This is a genomic window from Winogradskyella ludwigii (assembly GCF_013403985.1).
Classification (GTDB): Bacteria; Bacteroidota; Bacteroidia; order Flavobacteriales; family Flavobacteriaceae; genus Winogradskyella; species Winogradskyella ludwigii.
Genome location: NZ_JABFDF010000006.1, coordinates 1 through 13901, shown reverse-complemented (window position 1 = coordinate 13901; position 13901 = coordinate 1). Strand labels below are relative to the sequence as shown.

General features: G+C 32.0%; 14 protein-coding genes. 9 read left to right on the top strand and 5 right to left on the bottom strand.

What is annotated here, in order from left to right:
* Positions 1-75: 75 nt before the first annotated feature.
* From HM981_RS13880 to HM981_RS13840, 9 genes are all read left to right on the top strand, one after another.
* A complete protein-coding gene (locus tag HM981_RS13880) occupies positions 76-1098 on the top strand; it encodes an LptF/LptG family permease (protein WP_246286297.1) in 1023 nt (340 codons plus the stop codon).
* Entirely contained in the window at positions 1085-1993 is a 909-nt protein-coding gene (locus tag HM981_RS13875; RefSeq protein WP_179339409.1) for a DMT family transporter, read from the top strand. Before HM981_RS13880 ends, HM981_RS13875 begins: the two co-directional genes overlap by 14 nt.
* A gap of 140 nt (positions 1994-2133) precedes the next feature.
* Positions 2134-3087 carry an acetyl-CoA carboxylase carboxyltransferase subunit alpha gene (locus tag HM981_RS13870; protein WP_179339408.1) on the top strand — a complete coding sequence of 318 codons (954 nt, stop codon included), beginning with the start codon at positions 2134-2136 and terminating at the stop codon, positions 3085-3087.
* 168 nt (positions 3088-3255) lie between these two features.
* Positions 3256-4791 (top strand): replicative DNA helicase, encoded by a 1536-nt coding sequence (gene dnaB, locus HM981_RS13865; protein ID WP_179339407.1) that lies wholly within the window; start codon positions 3256-3258, stop codon positions 4789-4791.
* 71 nt (positions 4792-4862) lie between these two features.
* Positions 4863-5897 carry an AI-2E family transporter gene (locus HM981_RS13860; protein WP_179339406.1) on the top strand — a complete coding sequence of 345 codons (1035 nt, stop codon included), beginning with the start codon at positions 4863-4865 and terminating at the stop codon, positions 5895-5897.
* A gap of 255 nt (positions 5898-6152) precedes the next feature.
* On the top strand, positions 6153-7337 hold the full coding sequence (locus tag HM981_RS13855; RefSeq protein WP_179339659.1) for an asparagine synthetase B: 1185 nt from the start codon (positions 6153-6155) through the stop codon (positions 7335-7337).
* A gap of 120 nt (positions 7338-7457) precedes the next feature.
* The gene (locus tag HM981_RS13850; RefSeq protein ID WP_179339405.1) at positions 7458-8111 is read left to right on the top strand and encodes a T9SS type A sorting domain-containing protein; all 654 of its coding nucleotides are present in this window, start codon (positions 7458-7460) and stop codon (positions 8109-8111) included.
* 391 nt (positions 8112-8502) lie between these two features.
* The gene (locus HM981_RS13845; protein ID WP_179339404.1) at positions 8503-8775 is read left to right on the top strand and encodes an EF-hand domain-containing protein; all 273 of its coding nucleotides are present in this window, start codon (positions 8503-8505) and stop codon (positions 8773-8775) included.
* 21 nt (positions 8776-8796) lie between these two features.
* A complete protein-coding gene (locus HM981_RS13840) occupies positions 8797-9219 on the top strand; it encodes a secondary thiamine-phosphate synthase enzyme YjbQ (RefSeq protein WP_179339403.1) in 423 nt (140 codons plus the stop codon).
* On the opposite strand, the gene HM981_RS13835 is transcribed toward HM981_RS13840, so the two are convergent.
* The 5 genes from HM981_RS13835 to thrS form a co-directional block, all read right to left on the bottom strand.
* Positions 9193-9996 (bottom strand): HAD family hydrolase, encoded by an 804-nt coding sequence (locus tag HM981_RS13835; RefSeq protein ID WP_179339402.1) that lies wholly within the window; start codon positions 9994-9996, stop codon positions 9193-9195. The genes HM981_RS13840 and HM981_RS13835 overlap by 27 nt on opposite strands.
* Positions 9997-10103: 107 nt before the next feature.
* Entirely contained in the window at positions 10104-10448 is a 345-nt protein-coding gene (rplT, locus tag HM981_RS13830) for a 50S ribosomal protein L20 (protein WP_179339401.1), read from the bottom strand.
* A 103-nt stretch (positions 10449-10551) separates the two neighbouring features.
* Positions 10552-10749 carry a 50S ribosomal protein L35 gene (rpmI, locus tag HM981_RS13825; protein ID WP_115818017.1) on the bottom strand — a complete coding sequence of 66 codons (198 nt, stop codon included), beginning with the start codon at positions 10747-10749 and terminating at the stop codon, positions 10552-10554.
* Positions 10750-10873: 124 nt separating this feature from the next.
* Positions 10874-11422: a translation initiation factor IF-3 gene (gene infC / locus HM981_RS13820; RefSeq protein ID WP_179339658.1), complete on the bottom strand. Its 549-nt coding sequence runs from the start codon at positions 11420-11422 to the stop codon at positions 10874-10876.
* 38 nt (positions 11423-11460) lie between these two features.
* Positions 11461-13401 (bottom strand): threonine--tRNA ligase, encoded by a 1941-nt coding sequence (gene thrS / locus HM981_RS13815; protein WP_179339400.1) that lies wholly within the window; start codon positions 13399-13401, stop codon positions 11461-11463.
* Positions 13402-13901: the final 500 nt, after the last annotated feature.

Below are 13901 nucleotides of genomic sequence, written 5' to 3'. Positions count from 1 at the left end.
CTAAACAACTTAATAAGAAAATTGAAAATATTAGATTGGTACATATTAAAGCGGTATTTATTAACATTTCTAATGATGTTATTACTATTTGTTCCTATCGGAATTACAGTAGATTTAGCAGAGAAAGTAGGTAAGATGCTAGAGAATAATGTGCCTTTTGGAGAAATCGCGGTATATTATTTAAACTTTACGGTTTATTTTGCAAACTTGTTATTTCCTTTATTTCTATTTTTATCGGTGATTTGGTTCACCTCCAAATTAGCTAATAATACTGAAATTGTAGCGTTTTTAAGTTCTGGTGTCTCGTTTTCAAGATTTTTAAGACCTTATATGATTGGTGCAAGTATTGTCGCCGCTTTTGCGCTTTTTTTAGGAATGTATTTAGCTCCAATTGCCAGTCAAGGCTTTAATGAATTTAAATTTAAGTACTTAAAAAAGAATAAGTCCGTCCAAAAAACCCGAGATGTCTACCAACAGATTAATGATAATGATTACATCTATGTAAGTAGTTTTATTCCTAAAACACAATCGGGTATAAATTTTACTTATGAGCATTTTGAAGGTAACGAATTGAAGTATAAGATCTTTGCAGACAATATTCGTTACATGGAAAAAGATAGTCTGTATAGGCTTACCACTTATGTAAAACGGTCTTTTGAAAATGGAATTGAAACGGTCGAAAAAGATAACAGAAAGCTAGTGAATTTTCCATTCGAGTTGGAAGATTTAACACCTGTTGAATATGCAGCAGAAACAAAATCTTATGGAGATTTACTAAGATTTATTGCAGCAGAAAAACGAAGAGGTTCTCCTAATATTGGGCGTTACGAGGTTGTAAAATTGAAAAAATGGAGTTTACCAGTTTCAATATTTATTCTAACTATTATTGCTGTTGCGGTATCTTCTGTAAAACGACGAGGCGGTATGGGAGTTAATCTCGCTTTTGGTATTGCTATTGCCATGATTTACGTCTTCTTCGATAAGATTTTTGGTGTCATGGCAGAACAATCTAATTTTCCAGCTATGGTTGCCGTATGGTTTCCTAATGTAATATTTGGTATTTTAGCTATATATCTGCTACAAAATGCCAAACGCTAAACTTAAGCACTATTTACATCTTCATTTTTTAGTTCTTATTGCTGGTTTTACGGCAATTTTAGGAGAGTTAATTACTATTGGTGCATTAGAATTAGTGTGGTATAGAATGCTAATTGCTGGAGTTTTAATGTTTGTTTATATAAAAATTATAAAACTAAACATTAAGATTAATAGAAAAACGTTTTGGCAATTTTCTGCAGCAGGAGTAATAATAGCACTGCATTGGATTACTTTTTTTGAAGCTATTAATCAAGCCAACGTTTCTATCGCTTTAGCTATGTTTTCTTCAGGGGCTTTTTTCGCTTCATTTATAGAACCTATCTTTTTTAAACGGCGCATTTTAGGTTATGAAATCATCTTTGGAAGTATTGTAGTATTAGGTGTGTTTTTAATAACAAGTAGCGGAATGGACTATATTAATGGTATTGTCTTAGGCTTATTATCTGCATTGTTTTCAACCTTATTTGCGGTAATAAATGGACGTTTTATTGAGCGCCATAATGCTACAGTAATTTCATTTTACGAGTTTTTAAGTGGAGTCTTATTTTTAACTGTATTTATACTTTTATCAGGAAAAACGTTTAATGTAGCGTTCTTTACGCTTTCAAATTCAGATTGGATTTATATATTCATCTTAGCTTCAATTTGTACGGCTTATGCATTTATAGGATCTGTAGAAATTATGCGTTTTATAAGCCCTTTTACAGTAATTTTAAGTTATAATCTAGAGCCTGTTTATGGTATTGCGATCGCTTTGGTTCTTTTTCCAGAGAGCGAAAAAATGTCACCTCAGTTTTATATAGGTGCTGGTATTGTTTTAGTTACTGTTTTATTTGATGCTATTTTTAAAAATTATAAAAGACGAAAACGCAGCATGAGTGAAATTACCGATTAAAGCTTTTATAGTTTCTTCTATAAAGTCTATTTTTGTAGCCATTCAAGGGCAACCTACTTTTATTTGAATAATTCTAAAAATTAAATAAGAATACGTAGGTTTGTATTAACTAACAAAACATAAAACTAACTTCAAATTGTATGGAATATTTAGAGTTTGAATTACCAATAAAAGAATTAGAAGATCAGCTAGATAAATGTCAGATTATTGGCAAGGAAAGCGATGTTGATGTCTCTGAAACTTGTCAGCAAATTGAAAAAAAGCTTGCTGAAACTAAAAAGGATATTTATAAAAACATATCGCCATGGCAACGTGTTCAATTATCACGTCATCCTAATAGACCTTATACTTTAGATCATATTAACGCATTATGTGGTGAATCTTGGTTAGAGTTACATGGAGACAGAAATGTAAAGGACGATAAAGCCATGATTGGTGGTTTGGGTAAAATTGGAGATCAAACATATATGTTTATTGGTCAGCAAAAAGGATTCAATACCAAAACGAGACAATATCGTAATTTTGGAATGTCTAATCCAGAGGGCTATCGTAAAGCATTACGACTTATGAAATCTGCAGAGAAATTTGGGATTCCTGTAGTTACCTTAATAGATACTCCAGGTGCTTATCCTGGTTTGGAAGCAGAAGAACGCGGACAAGGTGAAGCTATTGCTAGAAATATTTTAGAAATGGCACGTCTTAAAGTACCAATCATTACTATTATTATAGGTGAAGGTGCTTCTGGTGGAGCGTTAGGTATTGGAGTCGGAGATCGCGTAATGATGTTAGAGAATACTTGGTATTCTGTGATTTCACCAGAATCTTGTTCTTCAATACTATGGAGAAGCTGGGAATATAAAGAACAAGCTGCTGAAGCGCTTAAGCTAACAGCAAAAGATATGAAACGTATGAAGCTTGTAGACGCTATAATCAAGGAACCACTAGGTGGCGCGCATACAGACAGAAACAAAACGTTTACTGCTGTAAAAAATGCCATTGTAAAGTCTTATGAAGAGCTTAAAAACTTATCACCAAAAGATTTAGTGAATCAACGTATGGAAAAATACGATAGTATGGGAGTCTATAAAGACTAAGTCCACTAAACATAGGAAACTGAAAAAAACTGAAGTTTTAACTTCGGTTTTTTTTGGCACTATTAACAATATATTAGAGTTATTAACAGTTAAATTGTTGAGGACATGTTAACATCGTAAAGCACGCTTCAACATTTCTTCAGCACTATTTAGCTACTTTTGTTACTTATGAAACAACCCAATCCAGTACAAGGCTACAAAGTCGATAAAAGCACAATTATTAATCTTGAAAAAGGAAAAATACCGCCTCAAGCAACTGATTTAGAGGAAGTTGTACTTGGCGCAATGATGATTGATAAAAAAGGTGTCGATGAAGTAATTGACATTTTAAGTCCAGGTGCTTTTTATAAGGAATCTCATAAACACATTTTTGAAGCCATATTTAAGTTATTCGAAAACAGTGAGCCAATTGACTTATTAACCGTTTCTAGTCAACTTAAAAAAGATCAAACGTTAGATGCTGCTGGAGGCGATTTTTATCTTATTTCATTGACGCAACGTGTATCATCTTCTGCACATATTGAGTTTCATGCACGTATTATTCTTCAAAAATATATTCAAAGAAGTTTAATTAAGATTTCAAGTGAAATTATAGAAGAAGCTTATGATGAAACTAAAGATGTTTTTGATCTTTTAGATACAGCAGAAGCCAAACTATACGAAGTTACCCAAGGTAACGTTAAGAAATCTACAGAATCTGCTCAGAGTTTGGTAATTCAAGCTAAAAAGAAAATTGAGGAGATGTCTAACAAAGAAGGCATGAGTGGTATAGCTTCTGGTTTTGATAAATTAGATCAATTAACCTCAGGATGGCAACCTTCAGATTTAATTATTGTAGCGGCTCGTCCTGGTATGGGGAAAACAGCATTTACGTTAACCATGGCACGTAATGTAGCTGTAAATACCAATACACCAGTGGCATTTTTCTCATTAGAGATGTCTTCAGTACAATTAATAACACGTTTAATTTCTAGTGAAACAGGTCTGTCTTCAGAAAAATTGAGAACAGGTAAACTTGAAAAACATGAATGGGAACAACTAAACGTAAAAGTGAAAACTTTAGAACAAGCCCCTTTATTTATAGATGATACACCATCATTATCTATTTTCGATTTACGTGCAAAAGCAAGACGTCTAGCTTCGCAATTTGGAATAAAAATGATCATGATTGATTACTTGCAGTTAATGACAGCTGGTGGAAGTCAAAAAGGAGGAAATCGTGAACAAGAAATTTCCATGATTTCACGTAACTTAAAAGCTTTGGCAAAGGAATTAAGTATTCCTGTAATTGCACTATCGCAATTATCGCGTGCTGTAGAAACGCGTGGAGGAAGTAAAAGACCATTACTATCAGATTTACGTGAATCTGGTGCAATTGAGCAGGATGCGGATATTGTATCATTTATTTATAGACCAGAATATTATAAGATTGACGAATGGGATGACGAAGAACGTTCTCCAACCGAAGGACAAGGTGAGTTTATTGTCGCAAAACACAGAAATGGTGGTTTAGAAAATATACGATTGAAGTTTATTGGTCATTTAGGTAAGTTTGATAATTTAGATGATTTTGATACTCCTTTTGGGGCAGAATTTCATTCAAAAATGAACGATGCTGCTAACGATAATACCTTTACTCCAGATAAATTCCCGTCGCCTTCTGATGCATTTGGTGGACCTGAAGATGATGGTGTGCCATTTTAACACCATTTTTTAGAAATGAAAACTGTATTTTAACTTATCTTTACGTTGCTATTTAAAAAGAATATTGCCCCATGTTAGAAGAAAGACGTACAACAAATGTGTTGCTGTTAATTATAGCAGTTCCTTTAGTATTTTATTTACTAAAGATATTGTCGTTTATATTTATCCCATTGATCTTTTCAATGTTTATAGCATTATTGTTTCTACCATTAATGCGATGGTTAGGCCGTAGAAAAATACCTAAAGTTATTAGTATCATTATTGTTTTGTTATTAGTAGCATTAGGTCTTAAGTTAGGAATAGAACTTGTACAACTCTCTAGCCGTCAAATTTTAGCAAATAACACTGAGTTTTTAGCAAAAGCAGAATTTAAATTAGCAGACTTAAAAGTGTATTTGTTTGATAATTTTGGGATGGAATTTGAAGAAGAGCATAGCTTTTTAGGACAGTTTTTTCAGAAAGAAAATTTAGGTTCAACCCTTGGGTTTTTAAATTCGTTTTTAACAGGATTGTTAATGACGGTTTTCTTTGTGGTACTATGGATGGCAGAATCTATTAACGTGCATAAATTACTTAATAATACATTATTAAAACGAAAACATACGTCTATTAAAACCTTTATGAAGATTGAAACTGATCTGATTAAATTTATTAAAGTAAAATTTTTAGTGAGTGCATTAACAGGTCTGTTTACAGGATTAATGTGCGTGTTTTTTGATGTAAGTTTTCCTATATTTTGGGGTTTATTTGCCTTCGCCATTAATTTTGTACAAATGGTTGGTTCGTTTATTTCAGTAATCTTATTATCAATTTTTGCTTTTGTAGAGCTAGATCCATCGAGCACATTGTTCTTTTTTATCTTTTCAATATCTATGGTTCAAGTTACATTTGGAGCTGTTTTAGAACCTATTTTTATGGGAAAATCATTTTCTATAAATGTAATAGCGGTTTTAGTAATGCTAATGTTTTGGGGCTTTTTATGGGGCATTCCAGGTTTAATAATGGCAATTCCAATAACCGTTTTTATTAAAATTATTTTAGAACAATTTGAAGGAACGAAAGTCATTGCTAGTATTCTTTCTGGTAATGAAACAAAGATTAATTAGTCTTTAAGCAATTTCTAAATTTTAAGGTAAAGACCGTAATACAGTCTGAATTAAAATACCAATTAATAGGCTTAAATGTAGATTTGTGCATTTTTGTCATTCAAAGTAGCTCTTAAAAGAATTATAAATTCAGCCCAAACAGCCTAAAATTTAGTTATATTTCGTTCTAAATCTATAGTCTTGAAAAATTTATTTGTTATAATCTTTACACTCTTCTTAAGTGTCAATGCCTATGCATCTTACATTCTGATTCCTATGGATTCAGAAACTCAAAAAAATCATTTAAAAGCATATGGAGTTACCTATTGGACTTTAGAGAGAGAGCTAAAAGTAAAGTGGTTACTAAATTATCGAGGTGGTTCTTTTTTGTTACCAGATGCAGAAATTATTCAGCGCGAATGCCAAATTAGAGGTGTGTCTTTTGAAGTGATTTCAGATTCAAAAGCAGCTCAGATTCTAGAAGATATTGCGAGTCCTGCAGTAAACCAAGAAGCTGTTGTTTTAGAAAAAGCACCAAAAATTGCCGTGTATACACCTACAGGAAAGCAACCTTGGGACGATGCCGTAACTATGGTATTAACGTATGCTGAGATTCCCTATGAAACCATTTACGATGAAGACGTTTTAAAAGACGAGTTATTGCTTTACGATTGGTTGCATTTACATCATGAAGATTTTACAGGTCAATATGGTAAATTTTATAGAGCCTATCGCTCTGCAGCTTGGTATATAGAAGAAAAGAAAAAAGCAGAGGCTTTAGCAAAACGATTAGGTTATAATAAAGTCTCTGAAGAGAAACTTGCTGTATCATTAAAGATTAGAGATTATGTTGTTGGTGGTGGTTTTATTTTTGCCATGTGTTCTGCAACAGATAGTTTTGATATTGCCTTATCTGCAGAAGGTGTAGATATTTGTGAACCTATGTTTGATGGTGATGGAAGTGATCCTGGATATCAGAATAAAATTGATTTTTCTAAAACCTTTGCATTCAAAGATTTTATCTTAGAGCGAAGTCCTAATGTTTATGAATTTTCGTCTATAGATATGACGCAGAAAAGAAAAATCCCCAAGACAACCGATTATTTTTCGTTGATGGAGTATTCTGCAAAATGGGATCCAATTCCTACAATGTTAACTCAGAATCATACAGCCTTGGTTAAAGGGTTTATGGGACAAACAACGTCATTTACTAGAGATCTTATTAAATCTAATGTTTTGGTTATGGGAGAAAACAGAACCAATGGCGAAGCTAAATATATTCATGGCATTAAAGGAAAAGGTTTCTTTACGTTTTATGGAGGTCACGATCCTGAGGATTATACTCATCGTGTAGGAGATCCAAAAACGGAATTAGATTTGCATCCTATGTCTCCTGGTTACCGTTTGATTTTAAATAATGTCTTGTTTCCTGCGGCTAAAAAGAAGAAGCAGAAAACGTAAAGTGTTCTTGTTTTATATGATTTTTTTTTGCTTAAAAATCAGTAATTTAAATGCGAAATTAATATTTTGACATATAAAACGACCATCCGGATACTTTTAATTTTTTGTGCGATTTTATTTATGAAAAATGTAAATGGCCAAGATTCTAATCTATATGGTACCTGGTATTTGCACCAATTAGAAGCAGACCTACAAGGATTAGTTTGGGATATAGAAGACGTACAACCAGATTTTATACCCTCTCTAACGATTAATAATGATTTAACTTTTGAAGGTTTAGGAGCTTGTAATGGTTTTGGTGGAGATTATTCTTATGATGCCAGTGAAAATACACTATACCCAAATAATTTTTCGCAAACCCTTATACTTTGCGATACTTCAGAAGATGTTAATTTCGAGAATCTCTTTTTTGCTCAAGTTTCAGCGAATACAAATAATTCAGTTACAATTAATATGAATGCTAATTTTACAGAACTAAAATTAGAGAATTATCCAGGTTATTTAGCGACCTATAGAAATGTGAGTTTATCAACTCCAGAGCAAAGTTTAGCTGCATTGAAAATTTATCCCAATCCGGTTTCAGATCAATTGTTTATTTCAAATCGAAATAGTAAAGATTTAGATATTGTAATATATGATATTTTAGGAAAACAAGTTCTACAGAAAAAATCTATAAAGCAATCAGTGGATGTTTCAAATTTATTGGATGGTATCTATTTTCTAGAAATTAATTCTGATAATGGAATGCGAATAGAAAAAATTATAAAATCTTAATTATAACAACTCAAGTCATTGTGTTATTTGTAATCCTTTCATTCACATATAAAAAATAGTATTTCTAGTCTTACTGTTTGTATAGTTCATATCTAAATATAATTTTCTAAGTGCTACTTGTAATATTTGAAAATTTAGTGTTTTCATAGTTATAAATGTAGATATGTAAAGTGAAAAGTTGATTTTGAATTTGTGGAACGTTAGACAATCTATTCTCAAAATTTAAGCCTAAAATATATCAGCTGTGGTTAAGTGAAATCTAGGTAATAGAGATTAAGGTCTAAATTTTAATCACCTTAAAAAAAATCATAGCAACGTTACGGTTTTTTTGTTTGTTAATATTTGAATATAAGCCAGTATTATTTCTTATTTTTAATAAAACCCGAGACTTATGTTATCTAAAGAAACCATACTTAACAAGATCCAAATCTTAATAACACATCACTTTAATACACCAGAAGAAGCGTTTGCATTTTTTGATAAAGATGGAGATGGAAAACTAAACAAAGCTGAAATAGTTAAACTACTAAAAGAAGCAGAGATTAACGGATTTATTCGCGGTATGATATCTTCAAATCTAATAGAAGGTTACGATAAAGATGGTAGTGGTTTAATTGATTGGGACGAATTTAAAAGTGCCATTGATGAAATTTCGGAAAAATAATAATAGACAAGCAATAACTTAATGCAATTTATTCAAAAAGCAATTAGTCTAAATCCATTTCAGAGAGGTTTTCATTTAATCACACCTCATGTTTTAAGAGAAATTCCAGAAATTAGTAAGATTAAAATTGGGCAATTACAAGTGTTTATTAAACATACGTCGGCAAGTTTAACAATAAACGAAAATGCAGATCCAACGGTGAGATTAGATTTTGAAAGTCATATTAATAAAATGGTGCCAGAAAATCAACCATACTATAACCATACTTTTGAAGGCTCTGATGATATGCCAGCACATATCAAAGCATCTTTAATGGGCGTTTCGGTTCAAATCCCTATTACAAATGGTAAATTGAATCTCGGAATTTGGCAAGGTATTTACCTCTGCGAGCACAGAAATAGAGCAGGTCGACGACAGTTAGTGCTTACGGCTTTCGGTAACTAAGTGCTCTAATATTAATTCTACACCAAATTGATCGTTTGACTTGGTTTCAAAATTAGCAATAGCTTTTATGTTTTCATGTGCATTTGACATGGCATAACTGTATTTTGCACATTTTAATAGTTCTAAATCGTTATTATAATCACCAAAAGCCATGGTTTCTGAAGGCTTAATATTAAGGAGCTTTTGTAACATCGTAATAGCATGACCTTTATTAGATATGGATTCTGAGATATCTACCCAATGGTTTCCAGAAACTACGACACTAAGTTCTGGCTGTAGATCTTTAAGAAAAGGAAAGATATATTTTTCTGAATTGATTTCATGATACAGTGCAATTTTAATAACGTCGTCTTTTATCTCATCAAAACTATCAATGATGGTATAAGAGCAATAGTATTCTGAAAATGTTTTTATCAAATCATCAGATGCTCTAAGCATATAAGCTTTATGTTTGGTGCAGAAAATAGGGTAGGTGTCTTTGATATTACTAACTATCGTATATAATTGAGCTAAACGATTAGGATTAATAATATTAGATAGTATTACGTTTTCATTTTTAATAACTAGACCACCATTTTCTGCTACAACAATAATATCATCTTTAATTTGTTTAAGTTTATCTACAATACTGTAATAAGGTCTTCCACTTGCAGCAACAAATAATATGTTTTGTTCTAGTAATTCTTTAAAAACGGTAAAGAATCTAGAGCTCACTTCATGATTAGAATTTAGCAACGTGCCATCCATATCTGTTACTACCATTTTGATATCTTTCATCTGAAATAAGTTTTAGAGTTTTTAAAATAGTGAAAATAAAAAATCCGATTCAAATTAATGAACCGGATTTTATAAGCGAAATGTTGTTATTAATTTGGCTAAAAGCCTTATTTTACTTTGTTTATTACTGCTTCAAAAGCTTCTGGGTGATTCATAGCTAAATCTGCAAGAACCTTACGATTCAAGTCAATATTATTAGCTTTTAATCCTCCCATAAATTTTGAATAGCTCATTCCATGTTGTCTTGCACCTGCGTTAATACGCATAATCCATAACGAACGGAATGTTCTCTTTTTTACTCTACGGTCTCTGTACGAGTATTGCATCGCTTTGTCAACCGCATTTTTTGCTACTGTCCAAACGTTTTTACGTCTTCCGAAGTAACCTTTTGCTTGCTTAAGAACCTTTTTTCTTCTGGCTCTTTTTGCTACTGAATTTACTGATCTTGGCATTTCTTTTAATTGTTTTTTGTAGTAGGCGACCTTAATTGGTACTTGCTAAATTGTTTTGCCTAACTCCAGGGTTTGTAATTTATTTTAACCGATTAAAACCGTATTACTTTAAACGTAACATTGTTTTAATATTGTTCTCATCTGCTTTATGTACTAAAGCATCATGAGTTAACGCAAGCTTACGCTTTTTAGACTTTTTTGTCAAAATATGACTCTTAAAAGCGTGCTTTCTTTTAATCTTACCAGTACCAGTTAGTTTGAAACGTTTCTTGGCACTTGATTTTGTTTTCATTTTAGGCATTTTCTCCTCTTTTAAATTTACGTTTCGCTTATTATCTTAAATACACTAAAGTGTTTGGCTATAGTGATTTTTGTATGATGTTAAATGATCAGCTAAATTAATATGTAGCCGAACATAGCCGAAGCTATTTTTTCTTAGGTGCAATGAACATAATCATTCGCTTTCCTTCAAGTTTAGGCATTTGTTCTACCTTTCCATATTCTTCAAGATCTTGGGCTAATTTTAATAATAAAATTTGTCCTTGTTCTTTAAAAACAATAGAACGTCCTTTAAAGAATACAAATGCTTTTAATTTAGCACCTTCTTTCAAGAACTTTTCAGCGTGTTTCTTTTTAAACTCGTAATCATGGTCATCAGTTTGAGGACCAAAACGAATTTCTTTTACAACAACTTTAGTTGCTTTAGATTTTAACGCTTTCTCTCTTTTCTTCTGTTCGTAAAGGAATTTTTTATAATCCATAACTTTACAAACAGGAGGTTTCGCATTTGGCGATATCTCTACAAGATCTAAACCTTGTTCGTCGGCTATTGATATAGCCTGTTTAACAGGATAAACTCCTATTTCGACATTATCTCCGACTAGTCTTACTTCTTCAGATCTGATTTTAGAATTTATACGGTGTTTATCTTCTTGAGATACACGTCTTGTATAATTCTTTCTGTTTCTACGAATTGCTATGGCTTCTGTAATTTAAATTAAACTTATTTTCTTTATATAAAAGTCTTTAAACTCTTATTCACTTTGTCTCTTACTATTTTAGAAAAGTCTTCTACAGAAATTGTGCCAAGGTCTTCACCACCATGTTGACGCACAGTTACTGTATTATCTTTTTCTTCTTGTTCACCGACAATAATCATATACGGAAACTTTTGCATTTCAGCTTCACGAATTTTCTTACCTACTGTTTCGTTTCTATTGTCTGTAAGGGCGCGAATTTCGTCATTTTCTAGCGAAACTAAAACTTTTTCGGCGTATTTTTCATATTTCTCACTTATTGAAATAATAATAACCTGTTCTGGCATTAACCAAAGCGGGAAATTCCCACCTGTATGTTCCAATAATATGGCTATAAAACGTTCCATACTTCCAAAAGGAGCACGATGAATCATAACTGGCCTGTGCATCTCATTGTCACTGCCTTTGTAGGTTAAATCAAAACGTTCAGGTAGGTTATAATCAACTTGAATTGTACCTAATTGCCACTGTCTTCCTAAAGCATCTTTAACCATAAAATCTAATTTAGGTCCGTAAAAAGCAGCTTCACCTGTTTCTACAACATAATTTAATTTTTTATCTATGGCAGCATTTAAAATTGCTTTTTCAGCTTTTTCCCAGTTTTCATCACTTCCAATATACTTATCCGGGTTTTCCGGGTCTCTTAAAGAAACCTGTGCAGTAAAATCTTCAAATCCTAAAGATCCAAAAACATAAAGAACTAAATCTATAACAGCTTTAAATTCACTATCAAGTTGATCTGGAGTACAGAAAATATGAGCATCATCTTGTGTAAAACCTCTAACTCTCGTTAAACCATGTAATTCACCACTTTGTTCATATCTATAAACCGTACCAAATTCTGCATAACGTTTTGGTAATTCCTTGTAAGAAAAAGGTTTAACGTTGTATATCTCACAGTGATGTGGGCAATTCATAGGTTTTAATAAGAACTCTTCTCCTTCAGAAGGAGTTGTAATAGGCTGAAAACTATCTGCACCATATTTTGCATAATGCCCAGAAGTTTCATAAAGCTCTTTCTGTCCAATATGTGGTGTAACTACCATTTCATAACCAGCTTTCTTTTGTGCAGCTTTTAAAAAGTTTTCTAAACGCTCTCTTAAGGCCGCACCTTTTGGTAACCATAATGGTAAACCTTGACCTACTTTTTTCGAAAAAGCAAAAAGTTCAAGTTCTTTACCTAATTTTCTATGATCTCTTTTCTTAGCTTCTTCTAAAAGATGAAGGTATTCGGTCAATTCTTTTTGTTTAGGAAACGAAACCCCATAAACTCTTGTCAATTGTTTGTTGTTTTCGTCACCTTTATAATAAGCACCAGCAACGCTCAAAATCTTAACAGCTTTTATAATACCTGTATTAGGTATATGGCCACCACGACATAAATCTGTAAAAGTAGAATGATCACAGAAACTAATAGTTCCATCTTCTAAATTTTCAATTAAGTCAACTTTATAATCATTTTTTCCTTTATAATAAGACAAAGCATCTGCTTTAGAGACCTCACGCAATTTAAAATCGTGTTTACCTCTAGCGATTTCTATCATTTTATTTTCAATAGACTTAAAGTCTTTCTCAGAAATTGTGCCTTCACCTAAATCAACATCATAATAAAAGCCATTATCAATAGCAGGTCCAACCCAAAGCTTCACACCAGGATAAAGTTCTTCTAATGCTTGAGCTAAAACGTGAGCAGAAGAATGCCAAAATGCTTTTTTACCTGCGTCATCTTTAAAAGTATATAAAGTAAGACTACCATCTGTTGTCAATGGAGTGGTGGTTTCAACAACAGTATCATTGAATTTTGCCGAAATAACATTACGCGCAAATCCTGCACTAATGTCTACAGCCACTTCATAAGGAGTTACATCTTTTTTGAAAGACCTAACCGAACCATCTGGTAGAGTAATTTGTATCATTATATATAGTATAAATTTTAGCCTACAAAGATATACCTATATAAGGAATAGTCAAAGTGAAGTAACTATAAATATAAGAGGAGTTTTTTTATAGCGTTTCACTTTTGTTTTTAGGGAACAAAAGAGTCACGTCATCCGCTATATCTTTTTAGTTGGACTATAATTTGAGATTATTTTAGTAATACTATTGTCTTTATATATAGTATTAAGTAATCAAAACGCAAAAAAGGATGCCGCTACTACCGCTAACGCGAGAACTTAACTAGTGTTTCGGTCATCCCAATATCTGGTTTATATATAAGTTTTCTTAGATAATGGATTATGGAGGATGGCTAATTAGAATAAAATGGATTATAAAATATTGGTTTTAAGAGTCTTAAAAAATATATTAAAATAAAGTGATATAAAGTAGTGTTAGTTCTTAAAAGGGTTTTATATTTGCACCCGCTTAGCGCAACAACGTTAAGAGAAAGTAAAGAAAAGTTCATTAACATATTGAA